The organism is Mesorhizobium sp. 131-2-1, assembly GCF_016756535.1.
Taxonomy (GTDB): Bacteria; Pseudomonadota; Alphaproteobacteria; order Rhizobiales; family Rhizobiaceae; genus Mesorhizobium.
Genome location: NZ_AP023247.1, coordinates 5336998 through 5360224 on the forward strand (window position 1 = coordinate 5336998; position 23227 = coordinate 5360224).

At 64.4% G+C, this 23227-nt stretch carries 23 protein-coding genes; 18 read left to right on the plus strand and 5 right to left on the minus strand.

The window, feature by feature from the left end; translation table 11 throughout:
- Positions 1–72: 72 nt before the first annotated feature.
- From JG743_RS26010 to JG743_RS26020, 3 genes are read left to right on the plus strand one after another with little or no spacing between them, the layout of a single operon-like run.
- Entirely contained in the window at positions 73–1152 is a 1080-nt protein-coding gene (locus JG743_RS26010) for a quaternary amine ABC transporter ATP-binding protein (RefSeq protein WP_202294014.1), read from the plus strand.
- Positions 1149–3128, plus strand: coding sequence for an ABC transporter permease (locus JG743_RS26015; protein WP_202294017.1), 1980 nt, complete (start codon positions 1149–1151; stop codon positions 3126–3128). Before JG743_RS26010 ends, JG743_RS26015 begins: the two co-directional genes overlap by 4 nt.
- Before the next feature lie 37 nt (positions 3129–3165).
- On the plus strand, positions 3166–3543 hold the full coding sequence (locus JG743_RS26020) for a GFA family protein (RefSeq protein ID WP_202294020.1): 378 nt from the start codon (positions 3166–3168) through the stop codon (positions 3541–3543).
- Positions 3544–3570: 27 nt separating this feature from the next.
- On the opposite strand, the gene JG743_RS26025 is transcribed toward JG743_RS26020, so the two are convergent.
- Complete coding sequence (locus JG743_RS26025) at positions 3571–4929, minus strand: NAD(P)-binding domain-containing protein (RefSeq protein ID WP_202294024.1); 1359 nt, start codon at positions 4927–4929, stop codon at positions 3571–3573.
- Between the two features lie 256 nt (positions 4930–5185).
- Here JG743_RS26025 and JG743_RS26030 point away from each other — a divergent pair, with 256 nt between their 5' ends.
- Entirely contained in the window at positions 5186–5908 is a 723-nt protein-coding gene (locus tag JG743_RS26030) for a helix-turn-helix domain-containing protein (protein ID WP_202294027.1), read from the plus strand.
- 140 nt (positions 5909–6048) lie between these two features.
- On the opposite strand, the gene JG743_RS26035 is transcribed toward JG743_RS26030, so the two are convergent.
- The 4 genes from JG743_RS26035 to JG743_RS26050 are packed head-to-tail and all read right to left on the minus strand — an operon-like array spanning position 6049 to position 9832.
- The gene (locus tag JG743_RS26035) at positions 6049–7089 is read right to left on the minus strand and encodes a heme-dependent oxidative N-demethylase family protein (protein ID WP_202294030.1); all 1041 of its coding nucleotides are present in this window, start codon (positions 7087–7089) and stop codon (positions 6049–6051) included.
- 9 nt (positions 7090–7098) lie between these two features.
- A complete protein-coding gene (locus tag JG743_RS26040) occupies positions 7099–8064 on the minus strand; it encodes a PDR/VanB family oxidoreductase (RefSeq protein ID WP_202294033.1) in 966 nt (321 codons plus the stop codon).
- Entirely contained in the window at positions 8061–8657 is a 597-nt protein-coding gene (locus JG743_RS26045; protein WP_202294036.1) for a dimethylamine monooxygenase subunit DmmA family protein, read from the minus strand. The genes JG743_RS26040 and JG743_RS26045 overlap by 4 nt, the downstream gene beginning before the upstream one ends.
- Positions 8658–8698: 41 nt before the next feature.
- Positions 8699–9832 (minus strand): aminomethyltransferase family protein, encoded by a 1134-nt coding sequence (locus JG743_RS26050; RefSeq protein ID WP_202294039.1) that lies wholly within the window; start codon positions 9830–9832, stop codon positions 8699–8701.
- Positions 9833–10119: 287 nt separating this feature from the next.
- On the opposite strand from JG743_RS26050, the gene JG743_RS26055 reads away from it, so the two are divergent.
- The 14 genes from JG743_RS26055 to JG743_RS26120 all read left to right on the plus strand — a co-directional run bounded on the left by JG743_RS26055 (position 10120) and on the right by JG743_RS26120 (position 23017).
- Positions 10120–10407 carry a hypothetical protein gene (locus tag JG743_RS26055; protein WP_202294042.1) on the plus strand — a complete coding sequence of 96 codons (288 nt, stop codon included), beginning with the start codon at positions 10120–10122 and terminating at the stop codon, positions 10405–10407.
- A 13-nt stretch (positions 10408–10420) separates the two neighbouring features.
- The gene (locus tag JG743_RS26060; RefSeq protein WP_202294045.1) at positions 10421–10798 is read left to right on the plus strand and encodes a hypothetical protein; all 378 of its coding nucleotides are present in this window, start codon (positions 10421–10423) and stop codon (positions 10796–10798) included.
- Between the two features lie 15 nt (positions 10799–10813).
- A complete protein-coding gene (locus tag JG743_RS26065; protein WP_202294048.1) occupies positions 10814–10975 on the plus strand; it encodes a hypothetical protein in 162 nt (53 codons plus the stop codon).
- A 14-nt stretch (positions 10976–10989) separates the two neighbouring features.
- Positions 10990–12390 (plus strand): APC family permease, encoded by a 1401-nt coding sequence (locus tag JG743_RS26070; RefSeq protein WP_202294051.1) that lies wholly within the window; start codon positions 10990–10992, stop codon positions 12388–12390.
- Positions 12391–12436: 46 nt separating this feature from the next.
- On the plus strand, positions 12437–13126 hold the full coding sequence (locus JG743_RS26075) for a hypothetical protein (protein ID WP_202294054.1): 690 nt from the start codon (positions 12437–12439) through the stop codon (positions 13124–13126).
- Entirely contained in the window at positions 13123–13452 is a 330-nt protein-coding gene (locus JG743_RS26080) for a hypothetical protein (protein WP_202294057.1), read from the plus strand. Before JG743_RS26075 ends, JG743_RS26080 begins: the two co-directional genes overlap by 4 nt.
- An 84-nt stretch (positions 13453–13536) precedes the next feature.
- Positions 13537–14433: a class II glutamine amidotransferase gene (locus JG743_RS26085; RefSeq protein WP_202294060.1), complete on the plus strand. Its 897-nt coding sequence runs from the start codon at positions 13537–13539 to the stop codon at positions 14431–14433.
- Between the two features lie 4 nt (positions 14434–14437).
- A complete protein-coding gene (locus JG743_RS26090) occupies positions 14438–15169 on the plus strand; it encodes a GltB/FmdC/FwdC-like GXGXG domain-containing protein (RefSeq protein ID WP_202294063.1) in 732 nt (243 codons plus the stop codon).
- 6 nt (positions 15170–15175) lie between these two features.
- Positions 15176–16504 carry an FMN-binding glutamate synthase family protein gene (locus tag JG743_RS26095; RefSeq protein WP_202294066.1) on the plus strand — a complete coding sequence of 443 codons (1329 nt, stop codon included), beginning with the start codon at positions 15176–15178 and terminating at the stop codon, positions 16502–16504.
- A gap of 35 nt (positions 16505–16539) precedes the next feature.
- Positions 16540–17847 carry a type III glutamate--ammonia ligase gene (gene glnT / locus JG743_RS26100; RefSeq protein WP_202294069.1) on the plus strand — a complete coding sequence of 436 codons (1308 nt, stop codon included), beginning with the start codon at positions 16540–16542 and terminating at the stop codon, positions 17845–17847.
- A 36-nt stretch (positions 17848–17883) separates the two neighbouring features.
- On the plus strand, positions 17884–19137 hold the full coding sequence (locus tag JG743_RS26105) for a sarcosine oxidase subunit beta family protein (RefSeq protein WP_202294072.1): 1254 nt from the start codon (positions 17884–17886) through the stop codon (positions 19135–19137).
- A gap of 10 nt (positions 19138–19147) precedes the next feature.
- The gene (locus tag JG743_RS26110) at positions 19148–19423 is read left to right on the plus strand and encodes a sarcosine oxidase subunit delta (RefSeq protein ID WP_202294075.1); all 276 of its coding nucleotides are present in this window, start codon (positions 19148–19150) and stop codon (positions 19421–19423) included.
- On the plus strand, positions 19423–22407 hold the full coding sequence (locus tag JG743_RS26115) for a sarcosine oxidase subunit alpha (protein WP_244673223.1): 2985 nt from the start codon (positions 19423–19425) through the stop codon (positions 22405–22407). Before JG743_RS26110 ends, JG743_RS26115 begins: the two co-directional genes overlap by 1 nt.
- Positions 22400–23017: a sarcosine oxidase subunit gamma gene (locus JG743_RS26120; protein WP_202294078.1), complete on the plus strand. Its 618-nt coding sequence runs from the start codon at positions 22400–22402 to the stop codon at positions 23015–23017. Before JG743_RS26115 ends, JG743_RS26120 begins: the two co-directional genes overlap by 8 nt.
- The last annotated feature ends 210 nt before the right edge of the window (positions 23018–23227 follow it).

Consider the following 23227-nt stretch of genomic DNA (forward strand, 5'->3'; position numbering starts at 1 on the left):
TTCCGGCTGGAAATAGCAAGACCCGGCCGGCCATGGCCGGGTCTCTACTCCCTATTCCAGAAGGACGCGTGCATGAGCGAAGCGACTGAACCGCAGGCAGCCGGCGCGCCAAAGGAGACGCGGCCGATCAAGCTCGCCTGCCGCAATGTCTGGAAACTGTTCGGCGCCAATGCCGAGAGCTTCATCCGCGAGCGCAACGGCAAAGCCAGTCCTGCCGACATGGCCGCGGTCGGGTTGGTTGGCGCGGTGCGCGCCGTCGATCTCGAAATCCGCCAGGGCGAGATTTTCATCATCATGGGGCTGTCCGGCTCCGGCAAGTCGACGCTGGTGCGCTGCATGTCGCGGCTGGTCGAGCCGAGCCACGGCAAGGTCGAATTCGAAGGCAAGGACCTGCTCAAGATCTCCGATGCGGCGCTGATCGAGCTGAGGCGCCACCGCATGGGCATGGTGTTCCAGAATTTCGCGCTCTTGCCGCATCTCAACGTGCTCGACAACATCGCCTTTCCGCTCAGCATCCAGGGGCAGGACCGGGCAACACGCGAGGCGCGCGCCCGCGAGGTGATCGAGCTTGTCGGCCTGCGTGGCCGCGAGCATTTCTATCCACGCGAGCTTTCGGGCGGCCAGCAGCAGCGCGTCGGCATCGCCCGCAGCCTCGCCACCAAGCCGGAGATCTGGTTCCTCGACGAGCCGTTCTCGGCGCTCGATCCGCTGATCCGACGCGAGATGCAGGATGAGCTGACGCGGCTGCAGACGATGCTGCACAAGACCATCGTCTTCATCACCCATGATTTCGACGAGGCAATAAGGCTGGCCGACCGCATCGCCATCATGAAGGATGGCGAGGTCATCCAGACCGGCACGCCGGAGGAACTGGTGGTCAATCCGGCAACCGACTATGTCGCCGAATTCACCCGCGACGTCGACCGCGCCAAGGTGATCTCGGCAAGGAGCCTAATGCGCGCCTGCGGCGGCGCCGAGCATGGCGGCACGGTTTCGCCCGAAGCCAAGATCGCCAGCTTCTCTGCCAGCATCGTCGCCGCCGGCAAGCCCTTCGCGGTGGTCAACGGCAGCGGCAAGCCGATCGGCGAGGTGACGCCGCAAGCGGTGATCGATCTGCTGGCCGGCATCGAGCGCAGCGGGGCTGGCGCATGACGGTGACGGCCAGCGCCAGTGAATCCAGGCCGCCGGTCCAGCGATGGCTGATGATCTGGGCCCTGGCGCTTCTCGCGGTGCTGGTTGTCTTCCTGCTGCAGGACAGCGTGCCGTGGGCGGTCAATTATCCGGCCGATGCCGTCGTGCCGGTCGCCGACTGGATCGGCGCGCTGATGAGCTGGATAAAGTCCAACCTGTCCTGGCTGACGCGCTCGATCACCGCCGTGCTCGGCGTGCCGCTCGACTTCGCGCTCGATCTTCTGGCCAAGAACTTCAAGATCGGCCACGGTCCGGACGCCTTCACCCTGCCGCGCCTGTCCTGGGTCGGCGTCTGCGCGGTGGCGTTCCTCGCCGGCCGCTCGGCCGGCGGCTGGAAGTTGGGCGTGCTGGTCGGCGGCTGCTTTGCCTATGTCGCGCTATTCGGCCAATGGACCAGCGCGATGCTGACGCTGGCGCTGATCTCGATCGCGGTGCCGTTCTGCATCGTCACCGGGCTGTTCGTCGGCATCTGGGCCTGGCGGAAGCCCTGGGCCGAGAGGCTCGTCGTCTCCCCTGCCCTCGATTTGATGCAGACCATTCCGACCTTCGCCTATCTGATCCCGATGCTGCTCCTGTTCGGCAACAGCCCGGTGTCGGCCATGATCGCCACCGCCATCTTCGCCACGCCGCCGATGGTCAGGGCAACCACGCTCGGCCTGCAGCGCGTGCCGTCCGAGATCGACGAATTCAGCGAGATGGCCGGCTGCACGGCCAGGCAGAAGCTGTGGCGAGTGCTTCTGCCTTCGGCGCGGCCGACGCTGATGGTCGGCGTCAACCAGGTGATCATGCTGGCGCTCAACATGGTGATCATCGCCTCGATGATCGGCGCCGGCGGCCTCGGCTACGACGTGCTCCTGGCACTTAGAGCCCTGAAGGTCGGCGAAGCGATGGAGGCCGGCCTCGCCATCGTGGCTCTGGCTATCGCGCTCGACCGGCTGAGCCAGGCGATCGCCCACAACCATGCGATGGGCCAGACGCATCAGGCGGCGAGCCCGATCTTCTGGCGGCGCTATCCCAACCTGACGCTGGCGGTTCTCATCCTTGCCGCCACCACGCTCCTCAGCCTGTTCGTGCCGGCCTTCGCGGCGGTGCCGAAGGCGATGACGCTGACCACTGCGCCGCTTTGGAAGGCGGCGGTGAACTGGGTGACGATCAATTTCTTCGACACGATCGAGGCCTTCCGCGTAGCGCTGATCCTCAATGTGCTCAATCCGGTGCGGGCCTTTTGCGAAGGCTTTCCGTGGCTTGGCGCGGTGTTCCTGCTAGGCCTTGCCGGCTACCAGCTCGGTGGCTTGCGGCTTGCCGCGCTGGTGGCGGGGCTGACCGGCTTCTGCGCCGTCACCGGGCTTTGGGAAAAGACCATGGCAACGGTCTATCTCTGCGGCATCTCGGCCTTCATCTCATGCCTGATCGGCATTCCAATAGGTCTTGCCGCCGCGCGCAGCGACCGTTTCGAGAAGATCGTCACGCCGATCATCGACACGCTGCAGGTGTTGCCGTCCTTCTGCTTCATCATTCCGGTAGTGATGCTGTTCCGCGTCGGCGACGTCACCGCGATGATCGCAACGATCGCCTTCGCCGTGGTGCCGGCGATACGCTACACCAACCACGGCATCCGCCAGGTGCCGCCGGCGCTGATCGAGGCGGCGAAGGTCTCCGGCTGCACGCCGCGCCAGACCTTCTTCCGCGTACAGCTGCCGCTGGCGCTGCCCGAGATCATGCTCGGCGTCAACCAGACCATCCTGATGGCGCTGGCGATGATCATCATCTGCGCCATGGTCGGCACGCGCGATCTCGGCCAGGAAGTGTTCATCGCGCTGTCCAAGGCCGATTCCGGCCGCGGCATCGTGGCGGGCCTGGCGATTGCCTTCATCGGCATCGTCGCCGATCGGCTGTTCAATGCCTGGACAGCGAAGGCCAGGGCGAGGCTGGGCTAAAGCCCAAACCGCCGAAACCACCCAAAGGAGAGAGAATATGACCAGCCGGATAGCCAGCTGCGCCTGCGGCCAATTGCAGATCCGCTGCCCGCAGGAGCCCGACATCATTTCGCTTTGCCATTGCCTGGACTGTCAGCGGCGGACCGGCAGCCCGTTTGGTATCGCGGCCTTCTTCGATGCCGCCGCGACCGAGGTCACCGGATCGTCACGGACATTCCAGCGCAACTCCGACAGCGGATTTCCGATCGCGTTCCACTTCTGCGAGACGTGCGGCTCGACGGTGTTCTGGTATCCCTCGCGCGTGCCGGCGGCGGTCGCCGTTGCCGTCGGCTGTTTTGCCGACCCGTCCTTCCCGGCGCCGACGCGGGCCGTCTACGACAAGCGCCGGCACGGCTGGGTCGCCGTGCCTGCCTGATGGCAAACGCACCGAGACGTGAACGCGCTACTCCGCCGCGACGCCTTTCACCTCCAGATAGCTCTCCATGGAATCGTCCAGCGCCTGCAGCCAGGGCGTATGGTGCAGCGGCGCCATGGTGCCGGTCATCAGCGAGCGGTAGGCGTGGTCGCGGAAGCTCATGATGTCCTCCACCTTGTGGTGCTCCCACTCCATGAAGGTGTGATTGACCGCCTCGACATCGAAGCCCGGATAGTCTGTCTGGTCCATCAGTTCCTTGGTGTAGTCGCCCTGGAACCAGATCATCTGTTCGGCGTCTTCCAGCGTCTCCTCGCGCGCGCGCCACTTGGCGCTATGCTCGGCCATCGCCTCGGCGGAAGGCAGCTTGATGCGGCCCATGATGACGTCGCGCGCGTACCAGGCCTGCGCGTCGAACATGTTGAAGGTGTAGAACTGGTCCTGCATGCCGATGTAGAACAGCTTCGGATTCTTCTCCCAGACGACGCCCTCATAAAGATCGAGCGGCCACATGCGGTTGGCGGTCTTGAGCTTGAGGTCGTCGGTGAGGAAGGGGAAGGAATGCAGGTAGCCGGTGCACAGGATGATGGCGTCGACCTCCTTGGTGGTGCCATCCTTGAAATGCGCGGTCTTGCCGACGACCTTCTGCAGCAGCGGCACTTCCTTCCAGTTCTCCGGCCATTTGAAGCCCATCGGCTTGGAGCGGTAGCTGGAGGTGATCGATTTGGCGCCGTATTTGTAGCATTGCGAACCAATGTCCTCGGCCGAGTAGGAACGGCCGATGATCAATATGTCCTTGCCCTTGAACTCCATGGCATCGCGGAAATCGTGGCTGTGCAGGATGCGGCCGTTGAAGGTCGAGAAGCCTTCGAAATAGGGCACGTTGGGCACCGAGAAATGGCCGGAGGCGACGACGACATTGTCGAACTCTTCCGAGTAGGTGACATCGTTGCTGCGGTCATGCGCGGTAACGGTGAATTTCTTCGTCGCGTCGGAATAGGTGACCATGCGCACCGGCGTGTTGAAGCGCACCCATTTGCGCACGCCTGACTTTTCGACGCGGCCCTTGATGTAGTCCCAGAGCACGGCGCGCGGCGGATAGGAAGCGATCGGCCGGCCGAAATGCTCCTCGAACGTGTAGTCGGCGAATTCGAGGCATTCCTTCGGCCCGTTCGACCAGAGATAGCGGTACATCGAGCCATGCACGGGGTCGCCATGCTCGTCGAGCCCGGTACGCCAGGTGTAGTTCCACAGCCCGCCCCAGTCGGACTGCTTCTCGAAGCAGACGACTTCCGGAATCTCGGCGCCCTTGTCGGCGGCCGATTTGAAGGCTCGAAGCTGAGCCAAACCCGAGGGTCCAGCTCCAATGACGGCAACGCGACTGTTCATGGCGGGTCTCCCGTTCTCATTTCCCTAGCGAAACAAATTTCACTGTCAGTGACAGTAATTGGCCCTCTTGTGCTGTCAATAACCAACTGCGTGAACGGTGTTGGCGTGCAGCGGATTTCACCCGGAAAACCGGCGATGGACAAGTTGGCGAGGAATGACCCTGCGACATAAGATGGCTTGCCGTCGCGGTTGCCCTCTTGTATCGCCGCCGAATATGTTCACCATGAGTGAAATTCTCGCAGAATCTGGGGGCGACATGGCGAAGAAGACTTCCGATCTCAAGCACGCTGCCGGCGCCGCCAAGGACAAGCCCTCGCCGAAGGGGGTGTCGGCCGACGGGCGCACGATCCGCACGCTGCTGACCCAGAACCCGCACGCCATTCGCGACACGCGCGAGAAGGTGCTGGAAGTGGCGATCGGGCGCGAGGTGCGGGCGTTCCGCAAGAAGCTCGGCATCACCGTCGCTGACCTGGCGGTCGCCACCGACATTTCGCTCGGCATGCTGTCGAAGATCGAGAACGGCATCACCTCGCCGTCGCTAACGACGCTGCAGGCGCTGTCGCGCGCGCTCGGCGTTCCTGTCACCGCCTTCTTCCGCCGCTTCGAGGAGGAGCATAGCGCCGTCTTCGTCAAGGCCGGCGAAGGCCTCGATGTCGAGCGCCGCGGCACGCGCGCCGGCCACCAGTACAATCTGCTCGGCCATATCGGCTCCAACACCAGCGGCGTCGTCGTCGAGCCCTATCTGATCACGCTGACCGAGGATTCGGACGTCTTCCCGACCTTCCAGCACGCAGGCATGGAGTTCCTCTACATGCTGGAGGGCGAGGTGGTGTACCGGCACGGCAGCAATCTCTATCCGATGAAGCCCGGCGACAGCCTGTTCTTCGACGCCGACGCACCGCACGGACCGGAACAGCTGACGCGGCTGCCGATGCGCTATCTGTCGATCATCTGCTATCCGCAGAGCAGCGCTGGGTGAGGTGTACCGACATTCGGGTGAGGCCGGCCTGCAAATGCCGGCTTCCTGCGCTTCCGGTGCTCACGTACGAAAGTACGCTCCGCTCCGGTTCTCGCATGCCACCATTTTCGACTCGGCCTGACCTGAAATCTCGAGACACCTCAGTCCGGCCCGAAACCCGGGCTGGTCGGGCTGCCGTCGTCAAGCTTCGACAGCCACTCGACCAGCGTCGGGCGATAGCGGGTCAGGCCCTTGTAGGTGGCGAGTTCTTCGGGCAGGTCGCGGATGACGCGGTGCAGGCGCCTTGCCCATTTGGGTTGCGTGACCAACTCATCCATCTTGATCAGGTAGCAGCGGATCGGGAAAACGATGCCGTTCGAGCGCGGCAGCCGCCAGAAGCTCTGCAATTCGACGCGCAGATGTACCTTGTCGCCGACATTCTCCGGCGTCACCGTCGCGCGGTCGGGACCCCATTTGTGGTAGTTCTCCGGGCTGGTGTCGAGGCGCGGATTGATGGTCATCGTCCAGTTCAGGCGCCGCGCCGGCTTGCCCTGCTGGATGTTGGTGAGGAACTTCAGCGCGCGGATGAAAATCCCCTTCTCATGCGCCAGCGGCACCGGCGCGTGCCATTCGAAGAAATTCATGCCGATGTCGAAATCAAGCGACCAGTCGGCCTGGGTGGTGACCATGCCGGCATCCATCCACAGATTGCCGTCGCGCTGGTCGAGGATGCAGAAATCACCCTGGCTCTGGCGGGTGATGTATTCCATCGGGCCATAGGGCAGCGTCGAGGTGTCGCCGAAGGTGAAGGTGTCGTCGATGCCGAGCGGCCGGTTGATCCAGCGCCAGCGGTCGCCGTCGCGCGTCAGCGTGAAGTGCTCGGGATAACCGAGCGCCTGCTGCTCCATCAGAAGCTCGAGCAGGTCCCAGCCGGCCAGCGTCATATGCGGCAGCGACTGGCAGCGCAGCGGATCCTCGGCCAGCACCAGGGCGCGGTCCTGCATCTCGGCGACATAGTGCTCGTCGACGTCGATCAGGTTCTCAAGCACGCTGCCTTTCGGTCCGACGACATGCGGCTCGATGTTGACCGCATACATATAGCTGTCTTCGTTGAACGGGAACGGAAAGCGCCTGATGTGCTCGGGGCTGTTCCTGAACGTGAAGTCGTCGCGGAAGGTTTCCTTGCGAAAGGTGATGCCCAAGCTCGCCTCCTATCTTTCCAAGACCAGCGACTTGCCCTCGAAGCGTGAGACGCAAGGCATGATCTTGCAGCCGGAGCGATGGTCTTCCTCGCTCAGCCAGTGATCGTTGTGGATGAACTTGCCGTCATGCGAGATGACATTGGTCTCGCACTGGCCGCAGACGCCGCCGCGGCAGAGATAGGGCGGATCGACGCCCGCCGCCTCGATCGCTTCGAGCAGGCTCTGCTGTGAACCGACACGGATGGTCTTGCCGCTGACGGCCAGCGCCACATCGAACGGCGCGCCCGGCTGCGGCGCCGCGAAATGCTCGAAATGCACGGTCTCCGACGGCCAGCCGAGAGCGGCCGCGCGGTCGCGCACCCAGTTGATCATGCCGGCTGGGCCGCAGACATAGAGATTCGTGCCGAGCGGCTGCGTGGAGAGCAGACGGTCGAGATCGATGCGCTCGTCGCGATCGTCGTGATAGAGCTTCACCCGGCGGTCGTAGCGTTGCTGCAGGACATCGGCATAGGTACCGAGCGAAGCCGTGCGGCAGGTGTAGTGCAGTTCGAAATTGCCGCCGGACCCCGCCAGCTGCGCGGTCTGCGCCATGAACGGCGTGATGCCGATGCCGCCGGCCAGCATCAGGTGCTTCTTTGCCCTGAGATCGAGCGAGAACAGGTTGACCGGATAGCTGATCACCATCTCCAGGCCGGGCTTGACGGACCTGTGCATGAACAGCGAGCCGCCGCGACCGACATCGTCGCGCCGCACCGAGATCGTGTACTCCCTGGTGTCGAGCGGCGAGCCCATCAGCGAATAGGGATTGAGCCTGGTGCGATCGCCGTCGCGCATCTCGACCACGACGTGGGCGCCGCCGGAAAAGGTCGGCAGCAGCTCGCCGTCGCGGCGGCGGAAATGGAAGCGGGTGACCAGGTCGTTGACCGGGACGACATCGCTCACCACGACGTCGAGCTTGGTGGTGCCGGTGCTCATGGGAAGGCCTCCTCCATCGGAGGAATCTCTGTGCGATCCTCGGCGTTGATGCACACTCCCTGGAAGGCGGCGAGGCGCCGCGAATAGTGGTCGCGCACCAGAAGCAGCAGGCCGCAATGCGCGCACAGCGCCGGCTGCGTCGTCACATTCTCGGTGATGCCCTTGCAGTGCACGCATTGCATGCGGCGCGCCAGCGAGCCGCGATGCTCGGTCTGCATGGAGGTGTGGTCTATGCCGGCCTCGAGCGCCACCTGCATGGCCTGGCCGATCAGCCCTTCTGTCCCGCAGAGATAGAGGCGCAGGCCCATATGGGCGTTGGTCAGTGTCTGCTTCAGCCGCGGCAGCAGGCTGGCGAAGGATGGCGGCATGTGGAGCTGTGCCGGCTTCAGGGCTTCGAGAGCGGCAATGTGCTTGCCGTCGGAACCCGGAATGAAGACGATCTCGGCGCCGTCGAAGAAGCCGGCCGGCGCCTTGCCAGCCATGTCAAGGATCGCGAGCGCGCCTTCGGCATCCGCCACGAAAAGATGGTGCTTGCCGGGCTGCGGAGACAGGGTTCCGTAAACGGGCCGGCTGATGATCGTCTTGGCTGCCATTCTTCCTTCGTGCCTTAAAAACCCCTCCCGTTGATAATGCCTCAGCCCTTGGCGGTGCGCTTGGTTTTCTTGGGATCGTCGAACGGCAATGGCTGCGCGGTCGCCTTGATCGGGCCGCTCCTGTTGCGGATCTCAAGCCTGGTGTCCTTGACCGCGCAGTCGACATCAAGGCGGGCGATGCCCATCGATTTCTCGACCAGCGGCGAATACATGGCGCAGGTCACCACACCGACCTTCTTGCCGTCGCGGTAGACCGGCGCGCCTTCGTCGGCCGGCTCCTTGCCGTCGAGCAGAACGCCGTAGATCTTGAAGCGCTCCTTGCCTTTCAGGCGATAGTGCTCCTCGGCGCCGCGGAAGCCGGTCTTGCCGGGACTGACGGTGAAGTCGAGGCCGAGTTCCCACAGCGTGTCGCCGGGGCCTTCACTGTCGAACGGGTATTTCTGCGAATTGTCGTAGGGGTAGAACAGCAGGTAGCTCTCGACGCGCAGCATATCGAGCGTGGTGAAGCGGCAGGGGATAATGCCTGCGCTCTTGCCCTCGTCGAGGATCCTGTCCCAGATCGTGCCGGCATCCTGGCCACGGCAGAAGATCTCGTAGCCGCGCTCACCGGTATAGCCGGTGCGCGAGATCATCACCGGGAAACCGAACAGTTGTGTCTGCATGTGGTGGAAATAGTTGAGGTCGCGGATGCCCGGCACGTGCTTGGCGAGATAGTCGACCGCAGTCGGCCCCTGCAGCGACAGGTCGTGCAGATTGTCGTCGAAGCGCAGCGAGACGTCGCGGCCCATGGCGGCGCGCTGCAATTCCTCATGGCCGGTGCCCGAGCCGTGCACGACCATCCAGGAGTTCGGACTGATGCGGTAGATGATGCAGTCGTCGGTGAACTTGCCGGCCTCGTTCAGCATGCAGGCATAGGCCGACTTGCCGGGATAAATCTTCTCCACATCGCGCGTGGTGGCGAGGTCGATGAGGTGCGCGGCATGCGGCCCGGTGATGTGGACCTTCTTCAGGCCGGAGACATCCATCAGCCCGGCCTTGGTGCGGATGGCGACATATTCCTCGTCGGCGTCCTTGTCGTAGGTCCAGGCGGTGCCCATGCCGCTCCAGTCCTCGAGCTTCGAGCCGAGCGCGCGGTGGCGGTCCGCCAAGGTCGAAAATCTCCAGGATGCCGTCATCCGATCGTCCTCCGTCCGAAAGTCATTGCTGTTCCCTGCCCCTTGGCCCGATGGCTGGAGCTTTGAGCGAATATTGATCGCAAACACCGGAGCGCCGCAATCCCCTGCAAGCAAATAATTTCATTGTCAGGCAAAATTGTTGACACGAAACGAACGGTTCACAAATCGTAAATGCGGCTTGACAATTCCGGAATTCGGTCGGAATTTATGAAAAAAATTTCACTCTCTTGAAAGAGAGGGACGCCCGCTCGATTCGGGGCCGGACGTCGAGAGAAGGGGAAAAACCGATGTCCGACCTGCAGCAGCGCATCGAAGCGCTGTACCGTTCCGACGTGCGCGGATCCGCGCTGCTCATCATCTGCCTGTGGGCGACAATCCTCTTCGTCCTCATCATGACATGGCCATACATTCCAGACGCCGGCATCAAGCTCGTCGTCGCGATCGCCGCCGCCGCCGTGCTGATCTTCAACACGGCCGCCATCCTGGCCATGGTCAACCACTACAAGGAAGACAAGGACTTCATCTACGGGCTCGACATCAAGAACGCCGACGCTTTCCGCAACCGCAAGTCCTGAGGGGTAGTAAAGCATGTCCCGCTACACACCGCCGGAACAGAGCAAAGCCGGCCAGATCCTCGACATCGCCGTCGTCGTGGTCGCCATTTTCGTCGCCCTTTGGCTGCCGCTGAAACTCGGCCTCGCGGGAGCGGCGAAATCCATCGATCCGCTCGACGCCAAGACCTGGGACGCGCTTGGCCAGAACGCCACCATGGCCTCGATCTGGGAGAAACTCGGCTACACGCCCGAGACCGCGCACGACATCATCCAGAACCGGTTCCATTATGTGATCGACTGGCCGACGCTGATCATCATGGCGGCGGTTCTGATCGGCTATTTCGTGTTCCTGTTCCGCGCATCGGACCGTGAATATCGCGACGTCATCAAAGAAAAGTTCGACGACAAGTAATCCGGGGACACGATCATGTGGATACCGCTCTCTTACGCATGCTGGGGCATCTCGATCGTGCTTGCGCTGTGGATGCTCTACGACTGGTTCAAGATCGATACCACCTACCCCGAGGAGGTCCTGACCTCGTCGCGCGAAGGCGAGCTTGAGGCCGTTTCCGAAAAGCACCGGATCTGAGCGGGGATTGATCGATGACGGTCGCGCTTGACAACACCACCACCATTCACGGCGACAGGGTCTCGCTGCTCCGGGTGCTCGGCCCCGCCCATGTCTGGGCGCTCGGCGTCGGCATCGTGCTGGTCGGCGAATTCACCGGCTGGAACTTCGCCGCCGACAAGGGCGGCGCGCTGGCCGCGCTGATCGTCTGCTGGCTCGTCGGCCTGCTCTACACCTCGGTCGCGATGATCGATTCCGAGGTGACGTCGACCGTCGCCGCCGCCGGCGGCCAGTACGCACAGGCCAAGCACATCGTCGGGCCGCTGATGGCGTTCAATGTCGCGCTCTTCCTGGTGTTCGCCTACACGATGCTGGAAGTCTCGGACGCGATCCTGCTCGGCGACACGATCGTCGCCAAGGCCGGGGTCGAGGGCCTGACCCACAATTCCTTCATCGCCGCCACCATCGTGGTGTTGGCATGGCTCAACTATCGCGGCGTGCTGATGACGCTCAACGTCAACTTCATCATCACCGCGATCGCCTATGTCTCGATCGTCATCCTGTTCTTCTCGGTAAGCCCGTGGACGCAAGGGGCTGTGCTGAAGCTCAACGAACTGGTCACCCCCGGCAATGCGCTGCCCTATGGCTGGATCGGCGTGATCGCCGCCTTCCAGTTCGGCATCTGGTACTATCTTGGCATCGAGGGCACCACGCAGGCGGCCGAGGAAGTGCGCTCTCCGGCCCGCTCGCTGCCCTACGGCACCATGGCCGGCATGATCACGCTTCTGATCGCCGCCGCGATGACCTGGTATGTCTGCGCCTCGATGATGCCGTGGGAATATCTCGGCATCACCTATTACCCGCTGTGGGACGCCGGCAAGCTGACCGGCAGCCCGCTGCTCGAGAACCTCTTGTTCATCGCGACGCTGCTTGCAGCACTGGCGTCGGCCAATGGCTGTATCAACGACGCGGCGCGCGCCTGGTTCTCGCTCGGCCGCGACCGCTATCTGCCGATCTGGTTCTCGGCGGTGCATCCGAAATACCGCACGCCGTACCGCTCGATCCTGTTCCTGCTGCCGATCGCCCTTGCCTTCGCCTTCATCGCCGACCTCAACCAGGCGATCACCTTCTCGATCCTGTCGGGCGTGCTGCAATACACCTTCATGAGCATCAACATCCTGATGTTCCGCAAGAAGTGGCCGCTCGGCTCGATCCGCCGCGGCTACACGCATCCGTTCCATCCGCTGCCGGCGATCGTCTTGTTCTGCCTGTGCGTGGTCACCTTCTTCGCCATCTTCCTCGGCTTCGGCTCGCAGCTGATCGCGATGACCATCTTCTATTTCCTGATCTCGCTGTGGTTCCACTTCTACCGCTACAAATTCGTGCGCCGCGGCGACCAGTTCACCATGCCGTGGCCGAAGCCGCAGGGCTATTGAGTGGAAAGAAGGCCCGCCGGCCGACGGCGGGCCTGGCGTGTCCGAGATGTCTGAGTTGACGTCAGCTTTGTTTGCCGGGGCGATTGCGTTCGCCGTCGTCGCCCACCTCGCCTGGCTCGCGCGCAACAGCCGCGACCGGGCCAGGGCGGCGCTTGCCGCCGACACGGCCAATGTTGGCGCTGTCGTCGCCGACGCCGTCGATGTCTCGGATGGCACGGCGGGCGTCGCCACCTGGGCAGGGACCTGGAACAGGCAACGCGTGCAGGTACGCACAATCGTCGACACGCTGGCGACCAGGAAGCTTCCGGTGCGCTGGCTCAGCATCTCGATCACCGAACCGGTCGATGTGCCTGCTACCTTCGACATGATGATGCGGCCGGGCTCGGCGACCACCTTCTCCAATTTCGATCATCTCGATCACACACTGCCGAAGGCCATCGGCTTTCCCGTCGAGGCGGTGCTGCGCACGGATCGCAAGGGTGTCACCTTCCCGCTGGACATCGTCGCCGGCCATCTTGGCATCTTCGCCGAGGGGCGCGCCAAGGAACTGCTCCTCACGCCGAAGGGCGTGCGCATCGTCTGGCTGCTGGCCGAGGCGGAGCGGGCGCGCTACGGGGTGTTCCGGCAGGCCGCATTCGGCGACGCCGGACTCGATCCGGCGCTGGTCGAAAGGCTGCTGCACTCGGCATTGGCGCTTCGCGATGCGATCAACGAGCGCAAACGGCAGGCCGCATGACCGACAGAACCGCCTCCCCTTCCCCGACGAATCCGTATCTGGTGCTCGGCGCGGCGGTCGTGCTGCCGGGGAGCGGACACGTCATCCTTGGCGTACCGACGCGCGGCCTGCAGTTCCTGTTCTTCATGGTGATCCTGGCCTGGGTCACCACCAAGGTCGCGCCGCCCGACGCCAGCTTCGTCGGCCGCCATGCCGGCGGCTTCCTGATCTATGCGCTATCGATCCTCGACGCCTACAGGATCGCCCGTATCCGCTACGCGCAATGGGCTCACAAGGATCGCCAGGGCGATGAAGGCGCGGGCAGCGGCGTAGGGCCGCATGCGTAACTAGAGGAAAATTTTTTTCATATGGTTGAATTCCAATCCCTCATTCGGTACATCAAATGGAAGCCATAAACATCGGAGGCTGACATGTGTGGAATTGTCGGATTGTTCCTGAAGGACAAGTCGCTGGAGCCCAAGCTTGGCGCGATGCTGTCTGAGATGCTGATCTGCCTTACCGACCGTGGACCGGACAGTGCCGGCATCGCCATCTATGGCGCCGCGACCGGCAACGAGGCCAAGATCACCATCCAGTCCGCGAAACCGGAACGCGACTTCCACGGCCTCGACGCCGAGCTTGCCAAAGCAATCGGCGCGCCGGTGAGCGTCGCGGTCAAGTCGACGCACGCGGTGATCAGGACCACGCCGGACAAGGTCGACGCCGCGCGTGAGGCACTGCAATCGCTTCGGCCCGATATCCGCATCACGGGCGCCGGCGAAGCCGTCGAGATCTACAAGGAAGTCGGCCTACCGGAAGCCGTCGTCGAGCGCTTCGGCGTCCGCTCGATGACGGGCACGCACGGCATCGGCCATACCCGCATGGCGACGGAATCGGCGGTGACGACGATGGGCGCGCATCCGTTCTCGACTGGCGCCGACCAGTGCCTGGTGCACAATGGCTCGCTGTCTAACCACAACAATGTGCGGCGCGAGCTGGTGCGCGAAGGCATGAAATTCGAGACCGAGAACGATACCGAAGTGGCGGCCGCCTATCTCTCCTCCAAGATCGCGCATGGCAAAAACCTCGGCGAGGCGCTGGAGGGCACGCTCTCCGACCTCGATGGCTTCTTCACCTTCGTCGTCGGTACCAAGAATGGCTTTGGCGTGGTGCGCGACCCGATCGCCTGCAAGCCCGCGGTCATGGCCGAGACCGACCAGTATGTCGCCTTCGGCTCGGAATATCGCGCGCTCACCAAACTGCCCGGCATAGACAATGCGAGGGTGTGGGAACCCGAGCCCGCAACCGTCTATTTCTGGGAGCATTGAGTTCATGCCGGCAACCAAGATGTCCACCGCCAAGCGCGACCAAAGCCATGCCAGGGTGTTCGACCTTGCCGAGCTGTCGCTGCGCGAGTTGAACCAGGCGCTGCATCAGCTGACCCCCGGCTCGAACGAAACGGCCTGGGAAGTGCTCAACCCCAAGGGCAGTCATTCGGTCGCCGTCGGCGTCGACCAGCCGGTCGCCATCGATGTGCGCGGCAGCGTCGGCTACTATTGCGGCGGCATGAATGCCGGCGGCGCGATCACCGTGCATGGTTCGGCCGGTCCCGGCGTCGGCGAGAACATGATGTCGGGCTCGATCGTCGTCAAAGGCGACGCCAGCCAGTACGCCGGCGCAACGGGCCGCGGCGGGCTGCTGGTCATCGAAGGCAACGCCTCATCGCGCTGCGGCATCTCAATGAAGGGCATCGACATCGTCGTGCATGGCAATATCGGCCACATGTCGGCCTTCATGGCGCAGTCGGGCAATCTGGTTGTGCTGGGCGACGCCGGCGATGCTCTCGGCGATTCCATCTACGAGGCGCGGTTGTTCGTGCGCGGCAAGGTCGAAAGCCTTGGCGCCGACTGCATCGCCAAGGAGATGCGGCCGGAGCATCTGGAATTCCTGCAGGGCCTGCTCGACCGCGCCGGCGTCACTGGCGTCAAGCCGTCGGAGTTCAAGCGCTACGGCTCGGCGCGCACGCTCTACAATTTCAATATCGACAACGCCGACGCGTATTGAGGCAGCATGACCTACAAGAACCCGCCGACGACGCCGCGCAAATCCGCGACCTTCGACGACTACACGCTTTCCGAAATCCGCCGCGCCGCCGCCACAGGCATCTATGACATCCGCGGCGCCGGCGCCAAGCGCAAGCTGCCGCATTTCGACGACCTGCTGTTCCTCGGCGCCTCGATCTCGCGCTATCCGCTGGAAGGCTATCGCGAGCGCTGCGACACCAGCGTGGTGCTGGGCACGCGCCATGCCAAGAAGCCGATCGAGCTGAAGATCCCGATCACCATTGCCGGCATGAGCTTCGGCTCGCTGTCCGGCCCGGCCAAGGAAGCGCTCGGCCGCGGCGCCACGCTCTCCGGCACCTCGACCACCACCGGCGACGGCGGCATGACCGAGGAAGAGCGCGGCCATTCCAAGCAGCTGGTCTATCAGTACCTGCCGTCGCGCTACGGCATGAACCCGCGCGACCTGCGCCGCGCCGACGCCATCGAGGTGGTCGTCGGCCAGGGCGCCAAGCCAGGCGGCGGCGGCATGCTGCTCGGCCAAAAAATCTCCGACCGCGTCGCCGAGATGCGTACGCTACCCAAGGGTATCGACCAGCGCTCGGCCTCGCGCCATCCCGACTGGACGGGGCCCGACGATCTCGAGATCAAGATCCTCGAGCTGCGCGAGATCACCGACTGGGAGAAGCCGATCTACGTCAAGGTCGGCGGCGCCCGCCCCTACTACGACACCGCGCTCGCGGTGAAGGCCGGCGCCGATGTCGTCGTGGTCGACGGCATGCAGGGCGGCACCGCCGCCACCCAGGAAGTGTTCATCGAGAATGTCGGCCAGCCGACGCTTGCCTGCATCAGGCCGGCGGTGCAGGCGCTGCAAGACCTCGGCATGCACCGCAAGGTGCAGTTGATCGTCTCCGGCGGCATCCGCAACGGCGCCGATGTCGCCAAGGCGCTGGCGCTCGGCGTCGACGCTGTTTCGATCGGTACGGCCGCGCTCGTCGCGCTCGGCGACAACGACCCGCGCTGGGAGGCGGAGTACAATGCGCTCGGCTCCACCGCCGGCGCCTACGACGATTGGCACGAGGGCCGCGACCCGGCCGGCATCACCACGCAGGACCCCGAGCTGATGAAGCGGGTCGACCCGATCACGGCCGGACGGCGGCTGGCGAACTACCTGAAGGTGATGACGCTGGAGGCGCAGACGATCGCGCGCGCCTGCGGCAAGAACAGCCTGCACAATCTCGAGCCGGAAGATCTCGTCGCGCTCACCATCGAAGCCGCCGCCATGGCCGGCGTGCCGCTCGCCGGCACCAACTGGATACCGGGGAAGAACGGCTTCTAACACATCACCAAAAATACCATCTGCGAGGAACTATAATGGGGAACGATCTCGCCGCTTTCGCCAAAGAGAAAGGCGTCAAATACTTCATGATCTCCTACACCGACCTGTTCGGTGGGCAGCGCGCCAAGCTGGTGCCTGCACAGGCGATCTCGGACATGCAGAAGGACGGCGCCGGCTTTGCCGGCTTCGCCACCTGGCTCGACATGACGCCGGCGCATCCGGACATGCTGGCGGTGCCAGATCCGGATTCGGTGATCCAATTGCCGTGGAAGCCGGAGGTCGCCTGGGTCGCGGCCAACTGCGTGATGGAAGACGAGCTCGTCGCCCAGGCACCGCGCAACACGCTGAAGCGGCTGATCGCCGAAGCCGCCGGCGACGGCATGCATGTCAAGACCGGCGTCGAGGCCGAGTTCTTCCTGATCTCGCCCGACGGCAGCGCCATCTCCGACCAGTACGACACCGCCTCGAAGCCCTGCTACGACCAGCAGGCGGTGATGCGCCGCTACGACGTCATCGCCGAAATCTGCGACCACATGCTGGCGCTCGGCTGGAGCCCGTACCAGAACGACCATGAGGACGCCAACGGCCAGTTCGAGATGAACTGGGCCTTCGACGACGCGCTGGCGACCGCCGACAAGCACTCCTTCTTCAAGTTCATGGTCAAGTCGGTGGCGGAGAAACACGGCCTGCGCGCGACCTTCATGCCGAAGCCGTTCCAGGGCCTGACCGGCAATGGCTGCCACGCGCATATCTCGGTGTGGGACAAGGCCGGCAAGACCAACGTCTTCGCCGACAATGCGATGGAGCTCGGCCTGTCCGCCAAGGGCAAGAACTTCCTCGGCGGCATCATGAAGCACGCCTCGGCCCTGGCCGCGATCACCAACCCGACGGTCAATTCCTACAAGCGCATCAACGCGCCGCGCACCATCTCTGGCGCGACCTGGGCGCCGAACACGGTGACCTGGACCGGCAACAACCGCACCCACATGGTGCGCGTGCCCGGCCCCGGCCGCTTCGAGCTGCGTCTGCCGGACGGCGCCGCCAACCCGTACCTGTTGCAGGCCGTCATCATCGCCGCTGGCCTCGACGGCATCCGCTCCAAGGCCGACCCCGGCAAGCGCTACGACATCGACATGTACCAGCATGGCCACACGGTGAAGGGCGCGCCGAAGCTGCCGCTCAACCTGCTCGACGCGCTGCGCGAATTCGACAAGGACAAATCGCTGAAGGCGGCGCTGGGTGAGGAATTCTCGTCGGCCTACCTAAAGCTGAAGCACCAGGAATGGAATTCCTATGCTTCGCACTTCACGCAGTGGGAGCGCGACCACACGCTGGACATCTAGCCTACCCAGCGGTGCGAGCGACCTCGGAATGACCTTATGAAATATTCGATCTTCTCGCTCGCCCGCGCCGCCCTGTCCGGGCACAAGAACTGGCAGCGCACCTGGCGCGACGCCAGCCCGAAGGATCGCTACGACGTGGTGATCATCGGCGGCGGCGGCCATGGGCTGGCGACAGCATGGTTCCTTGCCAGCGAGTTCGGCATCCGCAATGTCGCCGTGCTCGAAAAGGGCTGGATCGGTTCCGGCAATGCCGGCCGCAACACCACCATCATCCGCTCCAATTACGGCCTGCCCGGCAACACCGGCTTCTACGAATTGTCGATGAAGCTGTGGGAGCGGATGGAGCAGGACCTCAATTACAACGCGATGGTCAGCCAGCGCGGCGTCATCAACCTCTACCATTCCGACGCCCAGCGCGACGCCTATGCACGGCGCGGCAACACTATGCGCATCAACGGCATCGACGCCGAGTTGCTCGACCTCGCCGCGGTCAAGAAGATGATGCCGTTCCTGAACTTCGACAATGCGCGCTTTCCCGTGCAGGGCGGGCTCCTGCAGCGGCGCGGTGGCACGGCGCGGCACGACGCCGTGGTCTGGGGTTATGCGCATGCGGCCAGCGAACTCGGCGTCGACATCATCCAGAATTGCGAGGTCATCGGCTTCGTACGCGACGCCAACGGCAAGGTGACCGGCGTCGAGACCTCGCGCGGGCGGATCGGCGCCGGCAAGGTCGGCATGGCAGTCGCCGGGTCCTCATCGCGGGTCGCGGCGATGGCGGACCTGCGCCTGCCGATCGAAAGCCATGTGCTGCAGGCCTTCGTCTCGGAAGCGATCAAGCCGCTCTTGCCCAATGTCATGACCTTCGGCGCCGGCCACTTCTACGTCAGCCAGTCCGACAAGGGCGGGCTGGTCTTCGGCGGCGACATCGACGGCTACAATTCCTACGCCCAGCGCGGCAACCTGCCGGTCATGGAGGACGTCTGCGAGGGCGGCATGGCGCTGATCCCGATGATCGGTCGCGTGCGGCTGCTGCGCCAGTGGGGCGGCATCATGGACATGTCGATGGACGGCACGCCGATCATCGACAAGAGCCCGGTGGACGGACTCTATCTCAACGCCGGCTGGTGCTATGGCGGCTTCAAGGCGACGCCTGGCTCAGGCCTGGTCTTTGCTCATCTTCTCGCCCGCGACGAATCCCACAAGGAGGCCGCGCGCTTCCGGCTCGACCGGTTCCAGCGTGGCGCCATGATCGACGAAAAGGGCCAGGGCGCCCAACCGAACCTGCACTGAAGGCCCTGCCATGCGCATAGTCTGTCCCTTCTGCGGCGAACGCGAACTCGGCGAGTTCACCTATCTCGGCGATGCCAAGCCACAACGGCCGGCGGCGGATGCCGGTGAGGACGCGGTCTATGACTACGTCTATCTGCGCGACAACATCGCCGGCGCAATGAGCGAGCACTGGTACCATGGCGGCGGCTGCCGGGCCTGGCTGAAGGTCACCCGAAATACGCTGACGCACGAGATTTCGGCCGTCGAGCCGGCGGCCGGCGCCGGCGCGGCAAAGGTGGGCGCGTGATGGTGGGCGGCGCGCAGACACACCGGCTGGCATCCGGCGGCCTCATCGACCGCTCGACGCCGCTCAGCTTCCGCTTCGACGGCAGGACCCTGCTCGGCTTCCAGGGCGATACGCTGGCCTCGGCGCTGGTCGCAAACGGCGTCAAGCTGGTCGGCCGCTCGTTCAAGTATCATCGCCCGCGCGGCATTCTCACCGCAGGCTCGGAAGAGCCCAACGCGCTGGTCGAATTGCGCAGCGGCGCAAGGCGCGAGCCGAACACCAAGGCGACGACGGCGGAGCTCTATGACGGCCTCGAGGCCGCCAGCCAGAACCGCTGGCCGTCGCTGCGCTTCGATGTGATGTCGGTCAACCAGCTGTTCGCGCCGATCTTTGTCGCCGGCTTCTACTACAAGACCTTCATGTGGCCGGCAAAATTCTGGGAAGCGGTCTACGAGCCGGCAATCCGCCGCGCCGCCGGCCTTGGACGTGCCGCCGGCATCGCCGACCCCGACCACTACGACAAGGCCTGGGCGCATTGCGACGTGCTGATCGCAGGCTCCGGCCCGGCGGGTCTGGCAGCCGCGCTCGCTGCCGGTCGCAGCGGCGCGCGCGTCATCCTTTGCGAGGAGGATTTTGTCCCGGGCGGCCGCCTGCTTGCCGATGGCGGCACGATCGACGGGCTATCGGCGGCGGACTGGATTTCGCGCACGCTCGCCGAACTTGCCGCGCTTCCCGATGTCCGGATCATGACGCGCACGACGATGTTCGGCGTCTATGACGGCGGCACCTACGGCGCGATCGAGCGCGTCAATGACCATCTGCCGGTTCCGCCTGAACATCAGGTGCGGCAGCGGCTGTGGCGGATCGTGGCGAAGCGCAGCATTGTTGCGGCAGGCGCGATCGAGCGGCCGATCGTCTTTGCCGGCAATGACACGCCGGGCGTGATGATGGCTTCCGCGGTGCGGAGCTATATCGGCCGCTATGCGGCCGCGCCGGCAAAACGCATCGCCCTGTTCACCAACAATGAGGATGGCTGGCGCACGGTCGAGACGGCGCTCGCCGGTGGCCTTCAGATCGCCGCCGTGATCGAAGCGCGGCCGGACGTGTCTGCCGCCCACCGCTCGCTCGCTTCCAAGAACGGCTTCACGGTGCTGCACGGCTCGGTCAGCGGCGTCGACGGCGGCAAGGACGGTGTGAGCAAGATTTCGGTCGCGCTGACCGGCGGCGCCCGCGCCGAAGTCGAGGCCGACGGGCTTGCCGTCTCCGGCGGCTGGAATCCTTCGGTCGGGCTCACCTCCTATCATCGCGGCCGGCCGAAATGGCGTGACGACATCGCCGCCTTCGTGCCGGATGGCGCGCCGCCCGGCATGGTGGCGGCGGGTGCGGCCAACGGCGCCTTCGGCCTTGGCGCCTGCCTGCGCGAAGGATTCGAGGCCGGCGCTGCCGCGGCATCTGATGCCGGGCGCAGTGGCGGCACGGGCTCGATGCCGGTCGCCGACGATGAGACCTTTTCGCTCACCCCGCTCTGGCATGTCGCCGGCAAGGGCAAGGCCTTCGTCGACCAGCAGCACGACGTCACCGCTTCGGACGTCGAGTTGGCGCAGCGGGAAGGTTTCGAATCGGTCGAGCACCTGAAGCGCTACACCACTCTCGGCATGGCCACCGACCAGGGCAAGACTTCCAACATCGCCGGGCTCGCCATCATAGCGGCGGTGAGCGGCAAATCGATCCCCGAAACCGGCACGACGATCTACCGGCCGCCTTACGTGCCCGTCGCCATCGGCGCCTTCGCCGGCCACCATCGCGACGAGACTTTCCACGCAACCCGGCTGACGCCGTCGCATCACTGGGCGGCCGAACAGGGCGCCGTGTTCGTCGACACCGGCCTGTGGAAGCGTGCGCAATGGTATCCGCGCGCCGGCGAGAAGGACTGGCTGGAATCGGTGACCCGCGAGGTCAAGGCGGTGCGCGGCGGCGTCGGCTTCTGCGATGTCTCGACGCTCGGCAAGATCGACGTGCACGGCCCTGACGCCGGCACCTTCCTAGACCGCGTCTATATCAACTCGTTCTCCAACCTCGCCGTCGGCAAGGCGCGCTACGGTCTGATGCTGCGCGAGGATGGCATCGTCTATGACGACGGCACGACCTCGCGACTGGCCGAGGATCATTATTTCCTCACCACCACGACCGCCAAGGCGGGACTGGTGATGCAGCACCTCGAGTTCTGCCGGCAAGTGCTGTTTCCCGAACTCGACGTGCAACTCACGTCTGTCTCCGACCAGTGGGCACAGTTCTCGATCGCAGGACCGAGCGCGCGGGAATTGCTGAAGCAGGTCGTTGATGAGTCCGAGGACCTGTCGAACGAAGGTTTTCCGTTCATGGGTGCGCGCGAAGTCAAACTGCGCGGCGGCATCAAGGGGCGGCTGTTCCGCATCTCCTTCTCCGGCGAGATGGCGTTCGAGATTTCGGTGCCTGCCCGCTATGGCGAGGCGCTTGTGCGCAATCTGATGATCGCGGGAAAACCCTTGGGCGTGACGCCCTACGGCACCGAGGCGCTCGGTGTCATGCGCGTCGAGAAGGGCCATGTCGCCGGGCCGGAGCTGAATGGCACCACGACCGCCGCCGATCTCGGCCTCGGCAAGATGATGTCGACCAAAAAGGATTTTGTCGGCCGCGTCATGGCCGGCCGCGAGGCGCTGGTGGCGCCGGACCGGCAGGTTGTCGTCGGTATCAAGCCGATCGACAATGCGCGTCGCCTGCGCTCAGGCGCGCACATCATTCCGAAGGGCGAGGTTCCTGGCCCGGGCAACGACCAGGGCTATGTCACCTCGGTCTGCTTCTCGCCGACACTCGACCAATGGATCGGACTCGGCCTGGTCGAACGCGGGCGCGAGCGCATCGGCGAGACCGTGCGCGCGCACGACCCGCTGCGCGGCGAGGAGTATGAGGTCGAGCTCTGCAATCCCGTCTTCCACGATCCGGATGGAGGGCGCCAGCGTGGCTGAGTTTTCCTGGGATATCCGCAGCCCGCTCGATCGCACGCTCGTCGCCGGGCCATATGGTGGGCATGGCGATGCCGGCGTGTCGCTGACCGAGATCCGCAATTTCGATCTCGTCCAGGTGATGGCGCGACGCGGCAAGGAGATGGCCAAGGCGGCGACGGCCTGCTTCGGTGTCACAGCACCCGAAACGCCGAAGGCGGTCGGCACCGCCGACGCGACACTGATCTGGTCGGGGCCGGATCAGTTTCTTGTCCTGTCGAAGGGCGGCAGGCATGGGATGGAGGCGCTTGCGCTTGTCTTTGCCGGTTCCGCTTCGCTTTCCGACCAGTCGCATGCGCGAGCGCTGATCAGCGTATCCGGGGAGAAGGCGCGCGCCATGCTGGCCAAACTGTCGTCAATCGATCTGCATGCGGCAGCGTTTCCGGTTGGCGCCGCAGCCGCGACTTCGATCGATCACACCAGCGTCACGCTCTGGCGCGGCAACGACCGGGACGGACAGGCCGTGTTCAATCTGCTGGTGTTCGCGACCTTCGCCGAAAGCCTGTGGCACACGATGCTCGACTCGGCGGCGGAGTATGGGATTGCGATCGGGCATTCGGAGGAAATGGCGTAGCGCATTGCGCGCCTCCCCTTCTCCCCTTGTGGGAGAAGGTGGATCGGCGCGCAGCGCCGAGACGGATGAGGGGTGTTCCAGCGGAATGAGACGTCGGCTTTCCCTGGAGGACTCCTCATCCGTCGCCTTCGGCGACGCCTTCTCCCACGAGGGGAGAAGGGGGAGCCAGCACACCTTGGCCTTGCCAAACGCCATCGCGCTGCTATTCTT